This is a genomic window from Actinoplanes sp. NPDC023714, from assembly GCF_040639855.1.
GTDB lineage: Bacteria > Actinomycetota > Actinomycetes > Mycobacteriales > Micromonosporaceae > Actinoplanes.
In genome coordinates this window covers 145,163-163,880 of sequence record NZ_JBFAAR010000003.1, presented here as the reverse complement: position 1 = coordinate 163,880, position 18,718 = coordinate 145,163, and the positions used below count along the sequence as shown (strand labels likewise).

The following is an 18,718-nucleotide window of genomic DNA, read 5'->3' as shown; positions in this document are numbered from 1 at the left end:
TCACCAGGGGGTGTGGTTGCGCCACTTGCGGTTGGCCTTGTCACTGCACGTACGCAACCGCACCGTGCCCACCCCGGCCCGGTCGATGGCGGTCTCGGTGACGCAGCGCCCGTTCTGCCCGGCCCGCAACGTCCCGGTGAACCACCACTCCTGGTCACCGCGATAGGTGCACTTCGCCACCCGCAGCGCCGAGTCGTGCGGCTCCACGCAGTTGCCGTCGTTGGTGAAGTGACCCTCGCTGGTCTGGTAGAAGTCCTGCGCGTCGTTCCCCTGCCGGCACGGCGCCGTGGTCAGCACCGTCCCGACCGGCCCACCGGTCAGGCACCGCCCGGGGTTGCGCTCCGTGACGAGCCACCCCTGCAACAACGGCGGCGGTCCGGGAACGGCCGCCGCCGAGGTCTCCCCGCCACCCAGCATCGCAGCGGTCAGGAACGGCACAAGGACACCACGGGTCAGCACGGCCTCATGCTAGATCCCAGCCGGCCGATTCGTCCGCCTTTTCCCTGATCGCGCCCGTCGCCTCAACACGCTTCCGGCTCGAAGTTCAGGTCCCGGCACCACTGCCGCCTGAACTCGATCATCAGCTCATCCCACTCACCGATCTCGTCGAGGAGGCTGCGGCTCGTGTCGGTCACCATCTCGTCGGAGAAGACCTCCTTCGACTTGTCGTGCACCTTCGCGGTCAGCGACGCTCCGGGCTTGCTGCTGTAGATCAGCAGGACGTTGTAGGCGATCTCCATGTCGTTCTGCGACAGGTAGTACGCCCGGAACTGCGCCGGGCAGCGCTTCTCCAGGGGCTCCTCGCAGCCCAGGAAGTCGTTGAACCGGCCACGCATCGCATAGATCGACTCGAGGAAACCGCGGTAGGCGTCCACCCGCAGCGATCGGAGCCGCTCGTCGTTCTGCTGCTCGACCTCGGCAAGTCGCAGTCGCTCCTGGCTCTGGATGCCCCGGTTGCTCGCGTAGACGGTGAATCCACCACCGATCAAGGCGCCGAGCAGGGCCGCCACCGCGGACAAGGCCGCTGTCGAGAGTGCGGCGCGGGTCTCCGATCGCTCACTGCCGGGCTGCGGGGCGGGCGGCTTCTCCGGCTTCGCGGGCGCATCCGTCATCCGCGTCCCCTCTCCTCGGGCTCATCCGAGGGTGCCGCCGATGGTGAGGTGACGCAACCCGGGCACTCCCAGGAGACGGCCCTCAGCGGAGCCGGGCGGCCCGGGACTCCAGGTAGCGCTGCTCGGGAATGCTGAGCGTCAGCCTCGCGGCCCGGCGGTAGTGGTCGCGTGCCCCGGCATGGTCGCCGGTCATCTCGAGCAGGTGGGCGCGGACCGCCGCGGTCCGGTGGTGCTTGGCGAGGACCGGGTCGGCGGCCGTGCGGTCCAGGGCCGCGAGCCCGGCGCGCGGACCGTCGACCATGGCCAGCGCCACGATGCGGTTCAGCGTGACGATGGGGTTGGGGTGGAGAGCGTGCAGTAGTCCGTACAGAAGAAGGATCTGCTCCCAATCGGTGTCCTCGACGCGCGTCGCCTCGTCGTGCACCGCCGCGATCGCGGCCTGAAGCTGGAACGGGCCGATCGGGGCGTGCGCCAGCGCCGCCGTGATGATCGCAACGCCCTCGTCGATCGCGGAACGGTCCCAGCGGCGGCGGTCCTGCTCGGCGAGCGGGATGAGGGCGCCGTCCGGGCCGGTACGCGACGGCCGGCGCGCGTCGGTGAGCAGCATCAGCGCGAGCAGGCCCGCCACCTCGCCGTCGCCGGGCAGGCGCCGGTGCAGCTGCCGGGTCAGCCGGATCGCCTCGCGGGTCAGGTCCACCCGGTTCAGGGCGTCGCCGGAACTGGCCGTGTAGCCCTCGTTGAAGATCAGGTAGAGGACGTGCCGCACCGCCGTGAGGTCGGAGGCGGGCCTGTCGAACCGGGCGCCGGCGTCGCGGATGCGCTGCTTGGCCCGGCTGATCCGCTGGCCCACCGTGGCCTCCGGCAGCAGCAGCGCCCGGGCGATCTCCGCGGTGGTGAGCCCGCCGACCGCCCGCAGGGTGAGCGTGATCTGCGCCGGCACGCTCAGCGCCGGATGGCAGCAGAGCAGCAGCAACGCCAGTTCGTCGTCGCCGCGGGGCTGCGGCGCCGGCTCGCGCCACACCGTCTCCTCGCGGCGCCGGCGGGCCGTCTCGTTGCGCAGCAGCTCCACCCGCCGGCGGCTCGCCACGGTGATCAGCCAGTTCCGCGGGTGCTCCGGGACGCCGGTCGACGGCCACTGCTGAGCCGCCGCGATCAGCGCCTCCTGGACCGCGTCCTCGCAGGCCTCGAAGTCGCCGTGCCGGCGGACCACGGCGGCGAGGGCCTGGGGCGCGCACTCCCGCAGAAGGGAAGTCAGATCTCCCATGCGCTCATGTCCAGGACCGGGCGCAGCTCGACCCGGGTGTAGGCGGCGTCCGGCGCCTTCGCAGCCCACGCCACCGCCTCGTCGAAGTCCGCCACGTCGATCAGATAGAAGCCGGCCAGATGCTCCTTGACCTCGGCGTACGGCCCGTCCGAGGTGATCGTCTCGCCGTCGCGCACGGAGACCTGGGTGGCCAGGGCCGGATCGCCGAGGCCCTCGCTCGCCACCAGCACGCCGGCCTCGCGCATCTCCTCGGTGAGCCGCAGGTGGCCGAGCCCGAAGTCGGTGCGCTGCTGCTCGGTGAGCGTCTCCCAGACGGCGAGCGACTGCGGGTTCGACTGGATCAGGATCACGTATTTCATGGTCGCCTCTCTCGCGGAATGTCTCCCGGATGTCTCCGGATGTCTCCCGAATGTCTCCCGGATGTCGAAACCGGCCGACCCGGCTTCGACATCCCGGCATGAATGAGATCGCGGAAGTCATCGAACGCAAGGCCGCCCTCCTGCAGAAGGGCGACGCCGAAGCCGTCCTGGCGTACTACGCCCCCAGCTTCGTCGAGTACAACCTCGCCCCGCCACTGCGCCAGCCCACCACCTCGCGGCAGGAGCGCGTCGCGGCGCTGCGGGCCTGGATGGGCACCTTCGCCGCGCCGCCGCGCCGCGAGGTCACCCAGCTGGAGATCACCACGGACGGCGACGTGGCGTTCGCGACCAGCCTCGACTGCCTGAGCGCCGTATCCGAGGGCACGCCGTTCCAGCTGTGGTTCCGGGTGACGCTCGGGCTGCGGCGCATCGACGGCCGCTGGCTGGTCACCCACGAGCACGAGTCGGTGCCGTTCGAGATGGACGGCTCGTTCCGCGCGTCGACGGACCTGACACCCGCCACCGAACCGCGCTGATCGGCAGCGCCCAGGATCGGTCCGGGACGGTGGTGCGGCCTCAGCCACGGTGGTGATCCAGGGGCCGTGCTGGCCGGCTGCACCACAGGGCGACAATTCGGACGCCGACCCAGCCCTGACGTACAGCCGGCACCCCCGGCCCGAACCGGCTGCACCACAGAGCGACAATTCGGACGCCGACCCAGCCCTCACGTACAGCCCGCACCCCCGCCCCAAACCGGCTGCACCACAGAGCGACAAATCGGGCGCCAACCCAGCCCTCACGTACAGCCCGCACCCCCGGCCCGAACCGGCTGCACCACAGGGCGACAAAACAGGCGCCGACCCAGCCCTGACGTACAGCCGGTCCTCCGGGGAGCCGCTTCAGACGCGGGCCACGGCCCCCGATCGCGTCACGCCCGTCGCCAGCGCCACCACCAGACCGCAGCCCGCCACGAGGACCCAGCCCGGCCACGTCTCTCCGACCACCGCGTCCGGGCCGATGACGCTGCCGGCCAGCGCGATCCCGATCGCCGTGCCGACCTGGCGGGCGGTCGAGGCGATGCCGGTGGCGACGCCGGTGCGGGACGGCGGGAGGCCGCTGACGGCGGTGTTGGTGATCGGCGCGTTCGCCAAGCCCAGACCCGCGCCGAGCAGGACATAGGCGACGAGCAGTACCCACAGGCCGGTGTCCGGGCCGAGCGGGACGAGCATCAGCGCGCCGGCGACCGTGCACGTGCCGGCGATGCGCAGCGGCAGCCGGGGGCCGATGCGCCCGGTCAGATATCCGGCGATCGGCGGGCAGACGATCGCGCCGATCGCCATCGGCAGCGTGGTGAGTCCGGCCTGCAGCGGGGTCAGGCCGCGGACCTGCTGCACGTACAGGCTGCCGAGCAGCAGCGTCACGCTGAACGCCACGAAGACGAGCACCGCGCTGCCGATCGCCGTGACGAACTCGGCGCGGCGGAACAGCGACAACTCCATCAGCGGGGTGGCCTGCCGGCGTTCCACGGCGATGAAGGCGGCGATCGCGACCGCCGCGGGCCACCAGAACAGCGGGTCCTCGATCAGCGCCGCCACCACCGAGGCGATCGCCGCGATCAGCAGGAGCTGTCCGGGAATGTCCAGCCCGCGCGGCGACGCCGAGCGTGACTCGGGCACGTAGAAAACGGTCAGGACCAGCACCACCGCGATGATCGGCAGGTTCGCCCAGAACACCGTCCGCCAGCCGAGCCCGCCGGTGAGCAGCCCGCCGACCACCGGCCCGGCCGCCATGCTCAGCCCGAAGACGGCGGCCCAGACGCCGATGGCCTGGGCCCGCTGGCGCGCGTCAGTGATCGCGCTGACCACGATGGCGAGCGCCACCGGGCTGAGCATCGAGCCGCCGGCGCCCTGCACGACGCGGGCGGCCACCAGCGTCCCGGCGGTCGGGGCGAGGGCGCAGGCCGCCGAGCCGAGCGCGAAGAGCACCAGTCCGATGCGGAACACCCTGCGTCGGCCGAGCTTGTCGGCCAGCGCACCCGAGGTGATGAGCAGGCTTGCGAGGACCAATGTGTACGCGTCGACGACCCACTGCAGCCCGCTCGTGGCGAGGCCGAGGTCGCTCCCGATCGACGGCAGGGCGATGTTGACCACCGTGGTGTCCATGCCGACGAGGAAGATGCTCGTGCAGCAGATCGCCAGGACGAGCCAGGGTCGTGTTCTCTCCATGGCGGGGATCGTCACGTGGCACACCCCCGGGCGACCAGGAAACTTGCGAGGACCGCAAACTGGCCGGGTGGATCCATCACTGGCGGAGCTCCTCGACGGCATCGGCCCGCGTCTGCGCCGCATCCGGCAGGAACGCGGCCTGAGACTGGAGGATCTCGCGGAGGCGACCGGCCTGTCAGTCAGCACCCTGTCACGGCTCGAGTCCGGCAAGCGGCGGCCCACCCTCGACCTGCTGATCCCGCTCGCCCGGGTGCACCGGATGGCCCTCGACCACCTGATCGGAGCACCTCCCACGGGTGATCCACGCGCACATCTCACCCCGCATCGCGCGGACACCCGGACCCGGCTGGACGCCGTGGTCGTCCCGCTCACGACGTACCCGGGGCGGTTGAAGGTCTTCAAACAGATCCTCGGGCCGAGCAGCGCGGAACCGGTGCAGGTCACGCATCAGGGGCATGCGTGGTTCTATGTGCTGGCCGGGAGTGTGCGGCTGCTGCTCGGCGGCACCGAGCGGCTGATGGGGCCCGGCGAGACCGCCGACTTCGACGCGGGCGAGCCGCACTGGTTCGGGCCCGCGGACGACCGGCCGGCCGAGATCCTGCACCTGTTCGGCCCTCACGGCGACCGATTCTGATCGGCACAGGCCAACCTGTGAGCCCGCGGCGACCGGTTCTGATCGGCACAGGCCGACCTGGCGGCGCGCCGGCGATGCGCTGCCACCTGGGAGTTCAGCCGCACGTCGTCGGGCGGGAGGTGAAGGACAAGGGTCAGGCGTCCTGCTCCAGGATCAGGCGGGCCGCTTGCAGCAACAGCTCCCGTGGGATCTCCACGAGCAGCTCGCCTTCCGGGACCTCGACCCCGGAGGCCGCATGACCCTGCACGAGCACGGTGTCGCCGCCGGTGTCGTAGACGGTCGGGCAGCTGCCCGCTCCGCAGAGGGTGGTGAGGAGCCGCGGGCCGGACTCCGGGATGGCCGGTGGTCCGTGCCGGGCGACGGGATGATCGGCGTCACGTTTCGTCGTCATTACCTCACGGTAGGAAACGCGGACGACCCGGACAAGCGTTACCGCGAAAGCTGGTTCGGCACCAGCATCCGCGCATAGCGCGCCTGATAGGCATCGAGAAGATCGTCGATGTCGGTGGTGGCGACCGCCTCCAGGGCGTCGAACGCCTGGCGGTAGGCGCGAACCGTGCCGCGACCCGTCGACCGCCACGCGCCGGTGAACAGATCGACGCTGACCCAGCGGCCGTCGGCGACGAAGAAGCCGTGGTAGGGCGCGATCGGCAGCGGGGCGTCGTCGGTGATGATGGCGAGGCGCACGTTGGGGAACCGGGAGATCTCCCGCATCCGGTCGATCTGCGAGATCATTTCGGCCGGTCGGCACACCTGGTTGCGCAGGACCTGCTCGGTGATCAGGAAGTGGAACTCCCGGTCGCCCGCGTGCAGGATCTGGTTGCGCTGCATGCGGGCGATGACCGCCTCGGTGACCGCCGAGTCGGCGCCGTGCGGATCGGCCTGCCGCTCGTGGGCGGAGAGGATCGCCCGCGCGTATTCGCTGGTCTGCAACAGCCCGGGGATCACCGTCGGCTGCAGGATCCGGATCTCCTTGGCGGCGGCCTCGGCCCGGCCGATCTCGTGCTGCCGGGTCGCCTGGTCGGCGCCGGCGGAGGTCCACTCGATGAGCCGGTCGTCGGCGTGCTCGGCCAGCTCGACGACGCGCTCGGCCTCGACCGCCGGCATCTCGAGCGCCTCGGCCAACAGCCGGACGTCGCCGGGCTCGGCAGCGACGGCGCCGGTCTCCAGCCGCGAGATCTTGGCCTGGCTCATCCCGACGCGGTCACCGAGCTGCTGGCCGGTCAGTCTGCGCCGCTTGCGCCAGCGGAGCAGGATCGCGCCGACCGGCTCGGCAGGACGATCGCCGGAGGAGCGCGAGCTCGTCACGCTGACCCGCCTCCCTCCGTACGCCTGGAATTCAGTTTATTCGCTCGCCCGCACGGCCGCCGCAAGGAGATCCGCCGGGATTTCCACCAACTGCTCGCCGGTCGGGACGTCGATGCCCGCGCTCTGCGGGCTGATCGTGTAGCCCTGGACGACCAGGGTGCCACGGTCGGTCCGGTAGACCGTGGGACAGCTACCGGTCCCGCACAGCGACGTGACCAGGGTCAACTGTGGTGTGTCATCGCCCGGGGCGGCGCCTGTGACGCCCGTATTGTCATGATTCACAGCCAAGAACGATACACCTTGGACCGGCATCCCGAATATTCGGGATGCCCCGCCAGCTAACCACATCCGCCGCCGTGGGCGAAGTCCCGGCGCTGCCGGCGGTAACTCAGCGCACCGGTGAATACGTCTGACATAGACGCTGCGTGAACGAAGACCGACGACTCGATTCACTCACGAGAATGACGCTTGCCTATCGCTGCATAGGGATGCATATTCGTAGCAGAGGGTCATGGAGAAGCCACGGAGAGCACCTGAGGGTGATCCCCCGGCTCGGACATCGCCGTCCCCGATCCTCACCGGCGCATATGCGCGGCGATCCCGCGCACACCCGGATCGGAGGTCAGCCCATGTCCTTCCCCCATCCCCTGGCGGCCGTCTCCGCCGTCGATTCCGTCTGGATGCAGCGGCCGTACGTCTACCTGGCCGTCGCCGCGGTCTGCCTGGTGATCGTCCTGCGGTTCCTGAAGCGGATGATGGCCCCGATCGGGGCCCTCATGCAGGCCTTCGCCGCGGCGGCGCTCGTCGCCGTCGCGGCCTTCGTCGCCCTCGCGATGCTCGTGGTCGCGGCTCTCATGTCGGTGCGCTGAGCGCCCGCCGATCCGGACGACAGGAGTGGTTCCCGTGACCGGTTTTCTCGTGATCGTCGCCGTGGTCGCGCTGGCGATCATCGTCGTCGTCGAACTCGTCTCGGCCGTGCTGCCGATGGTCATCGTGATCGCGATGGTGCCGCCGCACGAGAGGGACGGCCTGGCCCGGCTGCTCGCGGTCTGCGACAGCTCGCGGCGGCTGCGGCTCTGGCCGGCGCTGCGGCTGGCGGTCCAGGCCCGGCGCGAGGAGCTGCGCCGGGTCGGCTCGTGAGTCAAGCGCGCGGCTCGAGAGGGAAGCGCGCGGAATGAAAAGGCGGCGCGAGGAGCTGCGCCCAGAAGATTCCCGACGCGAGCACGGGGATGAGGGCCGGCGCCGGATCGATGTGAGGGGGCGATCCGGCGCCTTTCCCGGCAGGCCGGGCGTCGAGTCCCGTCAGCCCGGGGCGTCGAGGCGGACTATGCGGGCGGTGCCCGGCGAGTCCGGGTCGTCGGTGATCTCGCGGCCGTCGAGCCAGGCCGCGATGATGTGGGCCAGCTCGCCGGGGTGGCTGAAGTTCATGGCGTGCGCCGCCCCCTCGATCACCGCGACGGTCAGGTGCGGCGGGGCCAGCCGGCCGACCTCCTCGGCGCGCCACGGCGGCGGCATCAGCGGGTCGCGGGTGCCGAGCACCGCGAGGGTGGGCACCGGGGTACGCAGGATGCGTTCCAGCGAGGGGAACCGGGTCAGCTCGCGGAACAGCTGGGCGGCGTTGAACGGGCCGAAGCGCAGGTAGTCGGGGACCACCGTCCAGGCCAGACGCGGGCTCTCCCGGGGCACGTCGCGGGCCAGCTGCGCCATCGCCCGCAGGAACGGCTGGTTGTGCACGCCGCCGGCCGGGGAGGCAAGGACCACGCCGGCGACCCGGTCCGGCGCGCTGTGCGCCACCTCGAGGCAGACCGGGCCGCCCATCGAGTTGCCGACCAGCACGGCCCTGTCGATGCCGAGCGCGTCCAGGACGCCGAGCAGCGCCCAGGACAGCGAGGAGATCCCGAGCGCGTGGCCCCAGTCCGGGCTGCGGCCGTATCCGGGCAGGTCGGGGACGTACGCCGTGCCGCGGTGCGCCAGGGCCCGGGCGGTCGGCAACAGGTAGGTGCCGGAGACGGCGAACCCGTGCACATGGACGATGGGCGTCTCCCCCGGGACCTCGGGACCTCGGCGTACGAAGACCGGCCGCCCCTGCACCTCGACGCGCAGCTCCCGCCAGCCCGGGCCGGCCGTCACTTCGCCAGCCAGATCGTGGACTCGTCGAACGCGGACACCGGGAAGACGCGCGCCTCACCGGGGACCATCCAGCCGAACAGGCCCATGGCGTGGCGCACCCAGTCGGCGTCCGAGACCAGGGCCATCTTCTCCCAGGACGCGTGGTGGCCGACCGCCGAGCCGAGGCCGAACTTCAGGTCCTCCCAGAACGCGCCGGGCTGGAACCAGCCGAAGTCGTCCTCGATGAGCAGCAGCAGCCGGATCCGGCGGCCCTCGTCGAGCGCGGCCTTGGTCGGCGGGAGGAACACGTCGTTGTATTCCTCCCTGCTCACCGCGCCGCCGAAGCGGAAACCCAGGGCGCCCGCCGGCAGACCGTCCAACTGTTCGATCATCAGGCGGTCGCCACGGCGGCGACGTCCTTCTCGACCTCGGCCGGGTCGGCGGAGAGCTGGCGCACGGCGGTCCTCTCCGCGCCGGCCATGGCCTTCTCCACCTTCGAGCCGATGTCGGCGACCGCGACCACGACGAGGCCGGCCTGACCCTCGTCCAGGTATTCGCCGAGCTCCTTGAGGTCGTGCCGGCTCAACCCGGCCGCGGCGTGGCCGGCCAGCGCACCGAGGGCCGCTCCCCCGCCCGCGGTGGCGGCGAGCAGGCCGCCGCCGATCGCCGCGAACGGGAACAGCGCGACGACCACGCCGGCGGCCAGGCCGAGCCCGCCGCCGGCCAGGGCGCCGGCCCGGGTCGGGGTCTCGTGCTGCTTCACGATCTCGGTCTTGCCGTTGGGGCGGCGTTCGAGCACGGCCGCGTCGTAGGCGTCGATGAGGTCCGCCTTGCGGTAGAGGTCCTTCACCACGTCGTAGTCGGCCTTCGCCGAGGCCACGTTCGGGTAAACCCCGACATACACCAGGAAAGTATCGATCGGCATCACCCGATGCTGCCGACGTGCCAGGGCCCCCACATCATCCCGGAGAGGTGAACCGGAACAGGCCGGACCCTCAGCGTCGACCCCGATCCTGCCGAACGGCAGGAAGTGAGCCAGGACGTGGGGGCCGAAGAGCTCCTGTACGACAGCGACCGCACCCGGGTGACCCGCTTGCACGCCGCGGACGGCACGCCCCTGGTCCGCAAACAGCCGCTCGGTCCCGGCGCCACCGAACGCCTGCGCAACGAGATCGCGGTGCTGCGCTGGCTGGCGGGCGTGCCGGGCACCCCGCAGCTCGCCGCCGAGCAGGAGAAGCACTCGCTCACCGTCGTCGACGCGTCCGCCCGTACCCTCGCCGCTCGTGCCATCCCCTGGCCGGCGGCGCCCCTCCTGGATCTCGCGCACGACCTCGCGCTGCTCCTGGCCGGCGTGCATCGGCACGGCGTGATCCATCGGGACGTGAGCCCGGCGAACATCCTCATTTCTGAAAAGAACGATAAATCGGAAATCTTCCTGATCGACTTCGAACTCTCCACCCTCGCCACCCACGATCTCAACCCGGTCCCCGAGGACGGCCTGGCCGGCACCCTCCCCTATCTCGCGCCCGAGCAGACCGGCCGCACCGGACGCCCGGTCGACCACCGCAGCGACCTCTACGCCCTCGGCGCCACCCTCTACGAGCTGGCCACCGGCGCTCCCCCGTTCGGCCGCGACCGCGACCCGCTGCATCTGATCAGCGACCACCTGGCGCTCGTCCCGATCCCGCCCGACCAGGTCGACCCGGAGGTGCCGGCGGCGCTGTCGGCGATCGTCATGCGGCTGCTGCGCAAAGACCCGGACCAGCGCTACCAGAGCGGCGAGGGCCTCGCCTACGACCTCGGCAAGGCGCGCCGGGGCGAGGAGTTCGAGCTCGGCGCCCGCGACTTCCCGATGCGCCTGGCCCCACCGGAGCGCCTGATCGGCCGCGACGGCCAGCTCGCCGCGCTGCAGCGGCTGCTCGGCGAGGCGGTGGCCGGGCACAGCAGCTTCACGCTGATCACCGGACCGCCCGGCGTCGGCAAGACCGCCCTGGTCGGCGCGCTGCGACCGGCGATCGCGGCAGCCGGTGGCAGGTTCGTGTCCGGCAAGTTCGACCAGTTCCGGCACGACCTCGGCGGCGACGCGGTCCGGGAGGCGTTCGACCTGCTCGGCAGCCAGCTGCTGACCGAATCCGACGCCGTGGTGGCCGAGCTGCGCGCCCGGCTGCGCGAGGCCCTCGGCCCGAACAGCGGCCTCGCCGCCATGATGATGCCGCCGTTCCGGTCGCTGCTCGGCGTCGAGCCGGAGGAGCCGGACGCCGACCCGCGGTCGCTGTTCGCCCGGCTGCGCGCGGCCGTCCTCGCGGTGCTGCGGACCGTGGCGAGCGCGACCAGCCCGGTGGTGTTCTTCCTCGACGATCTGCAGTGGGCGGCCGGCGCCGCGTTCCGGTTCCTCGACGACGTGCTCGACCAGCGGGATCTGCCCGGCCTGCTGGTGCTCGGCGCCTACCGCGAGGAGGAGGTCGACGAGACCCATCCGCTCGCGGCGGTGCGGTCCCGGATGCGCCGCGAGCGCGGCGACGCGGCCGAGATCCGGCTCGGCAACCTGGACACCGGCGACCTGGTCACGATGGTCGCCGCGATGCTGCGGCTGCCCGCGCCGGCGGCCGCGCCGCTCGCCGCGGTGCTGGCCGGGCGTACCGGCGGCAATCCGTTCGACACCGTCGAGCTGCTCAACGCCCTGCGCCGCGAGGGTGTGCTGGTGCCGGACGGCGACGGCTGGCGATGGGACGAGGCGGCGGTGCGCCGGTTCGTCGGGCACGGCGACGTCGCGGGCCTGCTCGGCGCGCGGATCGAGGCGCTGCCCGCCGCGACCCGCGAGCTGGTCGAGGTGATGGCCTGCCTCGGCGGCGAGGTGGATCTCGCGATGCTGGCGACCGCGTCCGGGCACACCGGCGAGCACATCGCCGCCGAGCTGCGGCCGGCCGCCGAGGACGGCCTCGTGGAGATCGACGCGGCGGCCGCGCGGTTTCGGCACGACCGGGTGCGGCAGGCCGCGTTCGGCAGGCTCGACCCGCGGGCCCGCGGCCGGCTGAGCCTCGCGCTGGCCCGGCGCCTCGCGACCGAGACCGATCACGCGATGGCGGCCGCTCCGCAGTATCTCGCCGCCGTGGACGCGCTGCTCGTACCCGAGGAGGCTCGTCCCGGCGAGAAGCCGGCGGCGGCGGCACTTCTCGCCGGCGCCGCTGCCGCGGCCCGGCTCGTCGCGAATCATCCGGCGCGCGAGGTCTATCTCGCGGCGGCGCTGCGGCTTCTGGACAAGACCGATCATGCGTACGCCGAAGTCCGCTGCGAATGGCACTCCGCACTCTGTGGACTCGCCCGATACCAGGAAGCCGACGAGGTCTTCGCCGAACTGACCGCTCTCGGCCGGGACGCGGTGTGGCTGACCGGTCCGGCGGCGGAGCAGATCGGCGCGCTCACCAACCGCCGCAGGCTCGCCGACGCCATGGCGATCGGCCTCGGGCTGCTGAGCGACCTCGGCGTCGACGTGCCCGCGCCGGACGCCATGGAATCCCGGACCGGCGCCGGGCTGACCGTCTTCTACGGCTGGCTCGCGACCGCCGGCGACACCGCCGGGCGCCCGGAGATGACCGACCGCCGGCTGCTCGCCGTCTCCCACCTGATCAACCGGCTGGTCCCGGCCGCGTTCTTCGCCGACCAGCGGACCATGGCGTGGCTGGTCGCCGAGTCCGCCCGGCTCTGGGCCGAGCACGGGCCGTGCGCGGCGCTGACCGGCGTGCTCGGCAACATCGGCGTCGTCACGATCGCGGGCGGCGGCGAGCGCCGCGCCGCCTACCGGGCGGTCACGCACATCCTGGCGACCGGCGCGGCCCACGGGTACGAGCCGGAGACCTCCCAGGCCAAGTTCCTGCACGCGCTCGCCACCGTGCCGTGGTTCGAGCCGCTGGAGAACGGCGTGCGGCTCGCCCACGAGGCCCGCGACGGGCTGCTGCGCGGCGGCGACGTCCGCAACGCCTTCTACACCTACTACACGTCGGTGCCGCAGATGCTCGGCAGCGCCGCGAGCCTCGACACGTTCCACCGGGAGGCGCAGGACGCGCAGGCGTTCGGTGAGCGGCTCGGCGCCGAGGCCGACACCGCCATGTTCGTGATCGCCGGCGGCCTGGTGCGGGCCATGCGCGGCGAGACGTCGCCGCCGGGCTCGCTCGGCTTCGACGAGGACGCCTTCGTCGCTGGGCTGGCCGGCAACGACGCCGCCCTGGCGTTCTACGCGGCGTCCCGGTCGCTGACCGCCGTGGTGTTCCGCGACGAGGAGGCGCTGATCCGGCACGGCCGCGAGGTGGAGGCGATGCTGGCGGCCATCCCCGGCACCTACATCCACATCCCGGCGCGGGTCTTCCACGCGCTCGGCGCGGCCTGCCGGGTCCGGGACGGTGACCCGGACGCCCTCGCCGACCTGGACCGCAGCCTCGCCTTCCTCACCGAGCGCGCCGCCGACCAGCCCGGCAACTACCGGCACCTGCAGCGGTTCGTCGAAGCCGTCCGGGCCGCGACGCTGCGCGACTTCGAGACGGCCGCGAAGACGTTCGACGCCGCGATCACCGACGCCGCCACGGCCGGCCGGTCCTGGCACACCGCCGTGATCACCGAGTACGCGGCGCGGTTCCACCTCGGGCACGGCCTCGACCACCTCGGCGACCGGCTGCTCGCCGAGTCGATGCACGCCTACGCCCGGTGGGGCGCGGCGGGCAAGGTGCACGAGCTGAAGCGGGCCTACCCGTCGCTCGGATCCGCGCTGGCCGGGGCCGCGGTGCCGCGGGCCACGACGCTGAGCAGCACGCACAGCGTCAACCTGTCCACCGAGGTGATCGACCTGATGGCGGTCCTCGAGGCCGGCCGGGTGCTCAGCTCGGAGACCGATCTCGACCGGCTGCGGCTGCGGGTCGAGGACGTGCTGCGGGCGATGACCGGCGCCACCGCGGTGCACGTGCTGCTCTGCGAGGACGACGGCTGGACCCTGCCGGCCGCGGGCCTGTCCCTGCCGGTGGCGGCCGAGCGCGGCCTGCTGCCGCTCAGCGCGATCCGGTACGCCGAACGCACCCGCGAGCCGATGCTCGTCGACGACGTGACCCTCGACGGCCGGGTGGGCCGCGACCCGTACTTCGCCGGGCTGGAGCACTGCTCGCTGCTGGTCGTGCCGGTCCTGAGCCAGGGTCAGCCGCGGGCCATGCTGGTGCTGGAGAACCGGCTCAACCGGCGCGCCTTCTCGGCCGGCCGGCTCGACGCGGTCACGCTGATCGCCGGGCAGCTCGCCGTCTCGCTGGAGAACGCCCGGGTGTACGCGTCGCTGGAACGCAAGGTCGCCGAGCGCACCGAGGCGCTGAACGAGGCCAACCGGCGCCTCGAGCTGCTCACCGTCACCGACCCGCTGACCGGCCTGCCGAACCGGCGCAAGCTCACCACGTTCCTGGCCGAGGAGTGGCTGCGCTCGCAGCGCTCCGGCTCCCCCATCGGCGTCGCGATGATCGACATCGACGACTTCAAGAAGTACAACGACCACTACGGGCACCAGGGCGGCGACGAATGCCTGCGGCTGGTCGCCGCGGCGGTGCGGGACAGCGTACGGGTGACCGACCTGGTGGCCCGCTACGGCGGCGAGGAGTTCTGCGTCGTGATGCCGGGCGCCAACGCCGAGCACGCCATGCTCGTCGCCGACCGGGCCTGCCGGGCCGTGAGCCGGCTGCGGGAGCCGCACGCGCTCGCCGACGCCGGCATCGTCACGATCAGCGTGGGCGTCACGTCCGGCACGCCCAGCTCGGCCGGCGACCCCGAGCAGCTCACCAAACTCGCCGACGAGGCGCTCTACGAGGCGAAGCGGGGCGGCCGCAACCGGGTCGTGGCCGGTTGACGGGACCGGTGCCGGCCGGCGAGCCGACCGGCCGGCTCCCCGGCGTCAGTCCTCGACCCTGAAGCCGATCTTCAAGCGCACCTGGAAGTGGGCGACGTCGCCGTCCACCACCTGCCCGCGGATCTCCTTCGTCTCGAACCATTCGATGTTGCGCACCGTCCGGTTCGCCTTCGCGATCGCCGTGCGGATGGCGTCCTCGACACTGTCCGGGCTGCTGCCCACGATCTCGCTGAGTCGGTACACGTGATTCGTCATGCCCACAGCCTGCCCTCCGGCGGGCCGGGAGGCGAGATGTTCGAGAATCGGCGCATGCGGATCAGGTTCGGGCGCCCCGGCATCGACAGGTACGCCGGGCTCTTCGACGTCCCGGTCGCGACCGGCGGCGTCGGTGTCACCTTCCTCGGCGTGTCCGGGCTGCTCTTCGACGACGGCACGGACGCCGTGATGATCGACGGCTACTTCTCCCGGCTCTCGCTCGCCCGGATCGGTCTCGGCCGCATCGCCCCGGACCGGCGCCGCATCGAGGCGGGGCTGGCGCGGCTCGCCCTCGGCGACCGGCTGCGTGCCGTCGCGGCGGTGCACTCGCACTTCGACCACGTCCTGGACGCGCCGACGGTCGCGCTGCGGACCGGCGCGGTCCTGGTCGGCGGCGAATCCACCGCCCACGTGGGACGCGGCGGCGGGCTCACCGAGGACCGCATCCGGGTGGCCGGGGACGGCGAGACGATCGGGTACGGGTCGTTCGCGCTCACGTTCGTGGCGTCCGCGCACTGCCCGCCGGACCGGTATCCGGGCAGCATCACGGCGCCGGTGCGGCCGCCGGTCCGGGCCGCGGCGTACCGCTGCGGCGAGGCCTGGTCGATCCTGGTCGGCCACCGCGACGGCCGGACCGCGCTCGTGCAGGGCAGCGCCGGGTTCGTGCCGGGCGCGCTGGACGGCCGGCGCGCCGAGACCGTCTATCTCGGCGTCGGCGGGCTCGGCGTGCTGCCCGAGACCTACATCCGGGACTACTGGACGCACACCGTCACGGCGGTCGGCGCCCGCCGGGTCGTGCTGACCCACTGGGACGACTTCTTCCGGCCGCTCGACCGGCCGTTGCGGGCGCTGCCCTACGCCGGCGACGACCTGGACGTCACCCTGCGGGTGCTGACCGAGGTGGCCGGCCGGGACGGCGTGGCCCTGCATCTGCCGACGCTGTGGCGGCGCTCGTCATGACGGGTTCGGGACCAGCACGTCGCGGGTGATCTCGGCGAGGCTCTTCACGCCGGTCAGGGCCATCGTGAGGTCGAGCTCGGCGATCACGTTCTCGACGACCTCCTCGATGCCGCGCTGCCCGGCGATGGCGAGGCCGTACATGTAGGGCCGGCCGAGCAGCACCGCGTCGGCGCCGAGGGCGATCGCGGTGAAGACGTCGGCGCCGGTGCGGATGCCGCTGTCCATCAGCACCGTGCGCTCCGGGCCGACCGCGTCGCGGACCCCGATCAGCGCGTCGAGGGCGGCGATCGCGTTGTCGACCTGGCGGCCGCCGTGGTTGGACACCACGACGGCGTCGACGCCCTCGTCGAAGGCGCGCTTCGCGTCGTCCGGGTGCAGGATGCCCTTCAGGACGATGGGCAGGCGGGTCCGGCCACGCAGGGTGGCGATGTGGTCCCAGCTCAGCCGGGGGTTGGAGTAGATGTCGAGGAAGGTCTCGACGGAGGCGCGGGGGTGAGGGCTCCGCAGGTTCGCCCAGAAGCTCCCCGGGTGGTTGCGCGTGATCGAGAGCAGGGAGCGGATGGCGCCGAGCGTCACCTCCGGCGACTGATCCGATTTTTCACGTCTTTGTACGACATCGCGGAAATGCGGGTCCGAGGTGTACTGCGCGATCCCGAGGCCCTTCGCGAACGGCAGCGACCCCAGGTTCAGGTCCTGCGGCCGCCAGCCCAGCACCGTCGTGTCCAGGGTGACGACCAGCGCGCCGGCGTCGACGGCCTCGGCGCGGTGGATGAGGCTGTCGACGAGGGCTTCGTCCGTACTCCAATAGAGCTGGACCCACCGGGAGGCCGCGCCCATGGCAGCGGCCGTCTCCTCCATGGGCGTGCCGCCCTGGTTGGTGAAGATGTAGGGCACCCCGGTCGCGGCGGCGGCCCGCGCCGTGTGCAGGTCGGCGTCCGCGGCGATCAGCTGACCGGCCCCGACCGGCGCGAGCAGCAGCGGCGCCGTCAGCGCGGTTCCGAGCAGCTCACTCGACATGTCCCGGTCCGCGACGTCGCGCAGCATCCGCGGCACGATCGCCCACCGGTCGAACGCCGCCCGGTTGTTGCGCATGGTCCGGCCCTCACCGGCGCCCCCGGCGACGTAGGCCCACCCGGCCCGGCTGCTCGCCTTCCGCGCCCGCCGCTCCAGCTCGGCGAAGTCGGTCGGAACCGCCGGCCGCCGCCCGAGCACGCCGGCCCGGTAGATCGTGTTCTGACGCCGACGCCCCGCACCCTGCATGATCCCGCGCCCCCTCGCGCCGTAGATGAGTAGCGCTCACCTTAGAGCTCGAGGCGGTGCCGGGCCACGTTCCAGCGGTCGGCGATCAGCGCCCGGCCCACCTCGAACCACCACTTCCCCGATACCATGCCGTCCGACATGCCGCTGCCGACCCGGTAGGCCGCGACCCCGATGTGATCGGTCCGGCCGTCGAGCCTCGCCCCGGTCAGCTCCTCGAACGCCGTCCGGACCGCGTCGGCGAGCGCGAACTGGTTCTCCGGCAACGGCTGCCCGGCGAACCGCTCGCGCATCGCCGCCCACAGGTGCGGGTCGCCGCGGCGGCCCCAGCGCAGGGGCTCCGGCTCGAACAGCTCGTCGAAGGTCATCGGACGATCTCCTGCTCCACCCCGAACAGGCCGGGCAGCCCGCCCGTGTGCACGAACACCATGCGGCCGCCCGGAACGGCGTTCGCGGCGAGGCCCGCCATGGCCCGCCCGGTGTAGATCGGGTCGAGGAAGAGGCCCTCCGTCGACGCCGCGAGGCGCAGCGCGTCCCGGACCTCGTCGGTGACCGTCGCGTAGCCGGCGCCGACCCGCTCCCGGTCGACGAGCAGTTCCCCGGGGTCGGCCTTGAGCAGGGCCCGCACGGCCGCGGACGGATCCGGCACGGCGCCGACGTCGACACCCAGCACCCGGGAGGCGCCCAGCGCGGAGACGAGGCCGGCCATCGTCCCGCCCGAACCCAGCGCCACGACGACGCGGTCGAACGGGATCGTCAGCTCGCGGGCGCACTCCTCGTACGCCGCCACCGCGGTCCACGACGACCCGCCGAACGGGATCAGGTAGGAGCCGGCCCGACGATCGGCCTCCTCGGCCGCGACCGCCATCGGCGGGCGATCCCCCGCCCAGACGATCTCCGCGCCGGCCAGCCGGTCGAGCAGCAGATTCCCGCGCAGCCCAGCCGGCCGATCACCGGCCAGCACCAGCACGCACCCGAGCCCCAGCCGGGCGGCGACCGCTGCCGTGGCCCGCGCGTGATTCGACTGCGCCGCCCCGGTGGTGACCAGCGTCGACGCCCCGGCCGCCAGCGCCTCCGCGGCCGTGTACCGCAGCTTGCGCGCCTTGTTCCCGCCGCCGCCGAGCCCGATCAGGTCATCCCGCTTGATCCACAGCTGCTCCAGCCCGAGCGCGGCGGCCAGGCGCGGCGCGCTCTCCAGCGGCGTCGGGAAGGAGCCGAGAGCCAGGGGTTCCACCATGATCAGACCTTAACGGTACGGGGTGACGGCCGCATCACGTACAAATGCAATTGACCTTCATCAATTAAGATCTGCAACATTCCTGCAAACGGAAATCGTTGACGCGCGCCGTTGTGCGATTTTATG

Annotated in this window: 21 protein-coding genes; 6 read left to right on the top strand and 15 right to left on the bottom strand. The window is 72.4% G+C overall.

All coding sequences use genetic code 11. The features are described 5' to 3' along the window. The 4 genes from AB0G10_RS16070 to AB0G10_RS16055 all read right to left on the bottom strand — a co-directional run bounded on the left by AB0G10_RS16070 (position 1) and on the right by AB0G10_RS16055 (position 2,735). On the bottom strand, positions 1 to 459 hold the full coding sequence (locus AB0G10_RS16070; protein ID WP_360921219.1) for an RICIN domain-containing protein: 459 nt from the start codon (positions 457 to 459) through the stop codon (positions 1 to 3). 62 nt (positions 460 to 521) lie between these two features. Beyond that, the gene (locus AB0G10_RS16065; protein ID WP_360921216.1) at positions 522 to 1,112 is read right to left on the bottom strand and encodes a hypothetical protein; all 591 of its coding nucleotides are present in this window, start codon (positions 1,110 to 1,112) and stop codon (positions 522 to 524) included. Between the two features lie 82 nt (positions 1,113 to 1,194). Further along, positions 1,195 to 2,376 carry a sigma-70 family RNA polymerase sigma factor gene (locus AB0G10_RS16060; protein ID WP_360921213.1) on the bottom strand — a complete coding sequence of 394 codons (1,182 nt, stop codon included), beginning with the start codon at positions 2,374 to 2,376 and terminating at the stop codon, positions 1,195 to 1,197. Beyond that, positions 2,364 to 2,735, bottom strand: coding sequence for a YciI family protein (locus tag AB0G10_RS16055; protein WP_360921210.1), 372 nt, complete (start codon positions 2,733 to 2,735; stop codon positions 2,364 to 2,366). The genes AB0G10_RS16060 and AB0G10_RS16055 overlap by 13 nt, the downstream gene beginning before the upstream one ends. Positions 2,736 to 2,833: 98 nt before the next feature. On the opposite strand from AB0G10_RS16055, the gene AB0G10_RS16050 reads away from it, so the two are divergent. After that, entirely contained in the window at positions 2,834 to 3,271 is a 438-nt protein-coding gene (locus AB0G10_RS16050; RefSeq protein WP_360921207.1) for a nuclear transport factor 2 family protein, read from the top strand. 363 nt (positions 3,272 to 3,634) lie between these two features. On the opposite strand, the gene AB0G10_RS16045 is transcribed toward AB0G10_RS16050, so the two are convergent. Continuing rightward, positions 3,635 to 4,960: an MFS transporter gene (locus tag AB0G10_RS16045; RefSeq protein WP_360921205.1), complete on the bottom strand. Its 1,326-nt coding sequence runs from the start codon at positions 4,958 to 4,960 to the stop codon at positions 3,635 to 3,637. Between the two features lie 67 nt (positions 4,961 to 5,027). Between AB0G10_RS16045 and AB0G10_RS16040 the strand changes: the two genes are divergently transcribed. Further along, a complete protein-coding gene (locus AB0G10_RS16040; protein ID WP_360921202.1) occupies positions 5,028 to 5,594 on the top strand; it encodes a helix-turn-helix transcriptional regulator in 567 nt (188 codons plus the stop codon). A 133-nt stretch (positions 5,595 to 5,727) separates the two neighbouring features. On the opposite strand, the gene AB0G10_RS16035 is transcribed toward AB0G10_RS16040, so the two are convergent. Genes AB0G10_RS16035 through AB0G10_RS16025 form a run of 3 tightly spaced genes read right to left on the bottom strand, consistent with a single transcriptional unit; the run spans position 5,728 to position 7,184 of the window. After that, the gene (locus AB0G10_RS16035) at positions 5,728 to 5,985 is read right to left on the bottom strand and encodes a hypothetical protein (RefSeq protein WP_360921199.1); all 258 of its coding nucleotides are present in this window, start codon (positions 5,983 to 5,985) and stop codon (positions 5,728 to 5,730) included. 38 nt (positions 5,986 to 6,023) lie between these two features. Beyond that, the gene (locus AB0G10_RS16030) at positions 6,024 to 6,902 is read right to left on the bottom strand and encodes a helix-turn-helix transcriptional regulator (protein ID WP_360921196.1); all 879 of its coding nucleotides are present in this window, start codon (positions 6,900 to 6,902) and stop codon (positions 6,024 to 6,026) included. A gap of 36 nt (positions 6,903 to 6,938) precedes the next feature. Continuing rightward, positions 6,939 to 7,184 carry a hypothetical protein gene (locus AB0G10_RS16025; RefSeq protein ID WP_360921193.1) on the bottom strand — a complete coding sequence of 82 codons (246 nt, stop codon included), beginning with the start codon at positions 7,182 to 7,184 and terminating at the stop codon, positions 6,939 to 6,941. A 347-nt stretch (positions 7,185 to 7,531) separates the two neighbouring features. Between AB0G10_RS16025 and AB0G10_RS16020 the strand changes: the two genes are divergently transcribed. Beyond that, positions 7,532 to 7,771 carry a hypothetical protein gene (locus AB0G10_RS16020; protein ID WP_360921190.1) on the top strand — a complete coding sequence of 80 codons (240 nt, stop codon included), beginning with the start codon at positions 7,532 to 7,534 and terminating at the stop codon, positions 7,769 to 7,771. Between the two features lie 34 nt (positions 7,772 to 7,805). Beyond that, positions 7,806 to 8,042 (top strand): hypothetical protein, encoded by a 237-nt coding sequence (locus AB0G10_RS16015; RefSeq protein ID WP_360921187.1) that lies wholly within the window; start codon positions 7,806 to 7,808, stop codon positions 8,040 to 8,042. Between the two features lie 162 nt (positions 8,043 to 8,204). Here AB0G10_RS16015 and AB0G10_RS16010 read toward each other — a convergent pair whose 3' ends face one another. Genes AB0G10_RS16010 through AB0G10_RS16000 form a run of 3 tightly spaced genes read right to left on the bottom strand, consistent with a single transcriptional unit; the run spans position 8,205 to position 9,936 of the window. Beyond that, a complete protein-coding gene (locus tag AB0G10_RS16010) occupies positions 8,205 to 9,032 on the bottom strand; it encodes an alpha/beta fold hydrolase (protein ID WP_360921184.1) in 828 nt (275 codons plus the stop codon). After that, positions 9,029 to 9,403, bottom strand: coding sequence for an STAS/SEC14 domain-containing protein (locus AB0G10_RS16005; RefSeq protein WP_360921181.1), 375 nt, complete (start codon positions 9,401 to 9,403; stop codon positions 9,029 to 9,031). The genes AB0G10_RS16010 and AB0G10_RS16005 overlap by 4 nt, the downstream gene beginning before the upstream one ends. Beyond that, entirely contained in the window at positions 9,403 to 9,936 is a 534-nt protein-coding gene (locus AB0G10_RS16000) for a hypothetical protein (protein ID WP_360921179.1), read from the bottom strand. Before AB0G10_RS16000 ends, AB0G10_RS16005 begins: the two co-directional genes overlap by 1 nt. A 117-nt stretch (positions 9,937 to 10,053) precedes the next feature. On the opposite strand from AB0G10_RS16000, the gene AB0G10_RS15995 reads away from it, so the two are divergent. Then, positions 10,054 to 14,883: a diguanylate cyclase gene (locus AB0G10_RS15995; protein ID WP_360921176.1), complete on the top strand. Its 4,830-nt coding sequence runs from the start codon at positions 10,054 to 10,056 to the stop codon at positions 14,881 to 14,883. A gap of 45 nt (positions 14,884 to 14,928) precedes the next feature. Here AB0G10_RS15995 and AB0G10_RS15990 read toward each other — a convergent pair whose 3' ends face one another. Continuing rightward, the gene (locus AB0G10_RS15990; protein WP_360921173.1) at positions 14,929 to 15,138 is read right to left on the bottom strand and encodes a dodecin; all 210 of its coding nucleotides are present in this window, start codon (positions 15,136 to 15,138) and stop codon (positions 14,929 to 14,931) included. A gap of 54 nt (positions 15,139 to 15,192) precedes the next feature. Between AB0G10_RS15990 and AB0G10_RS15985 the strand changes: the two genes are divergently transcribed. Further along, on the top strand, positions 15,193 to 16,098 hold the full coding sequence (locus tag AB0G10_RS15985) for an MBL fold metallo-hydrolase (RefSeq protein WP_360921170.1): 906 nt from the start codon (positions 15,193 to 15,195) through the stop codon (positions 16,096 to 16,098). On the opposite strand, the gene AB0G10_RS15980 is transcribed toward AB0G10_RS15985, so the two are convergent. Genes AB0G10_RS15980 through AB0G10_RS15970 form a run of 3 tightly spaced genes read right to left on the bottom strand, consistent with a single transcriptional unit; the run spans position 16,093 to position 18,592 of the window. After that, positions 16,093 to 17,358 (bottom strand): alpha-hydroxy-acid oxidizing protein, encoded by a 1,266-nt coding sequence (locus tag AB0G10_RS15980; RefSeq protein ID WP_360921167.1) that lies wholly within the window; start codon positions 17,356 to 17,358, stop codon positions 16,093 to 16,095. The two genes, AB0G10_RS15985 and AB0G10_RS15980, sit on opposite strands and share 6 nt — an antisense overlap. 41 nt (positions 17,359 to 17,399) lie before the next feature. Beyond that, positions 17,400 to 17,723 carry a hypothetical protein gene (locus AB0G10_RS15975; RefSeq protein ID WP_360921164.1) on the bottom strand — a complete coding sequence of 108 codons (324 nt, stop codon included), beginning with the start codon at positions 17,721 to 17,723 and terminating at the stop codon, positions 17,400 to 17,402. Continuing rightward, positions 17,720 to 18,592 (bottom strand): pyridoxal-phosphate dependent enzyme, encoded by an 873-nt coding sequence (locus AB0G10_RS15970; protein WP_360921161.1) that lies wholly within the window; start codon positions 18,590 to 18,592, stop codon positions 17,720 to 17,722. Before AB0G10_RS15970 ends, AB0G10_RS15975 begins: the two co-directional genes overlap by 4 nt. Positions 18,593 to 18,718 lie beyond the last annotated feature (126 nt).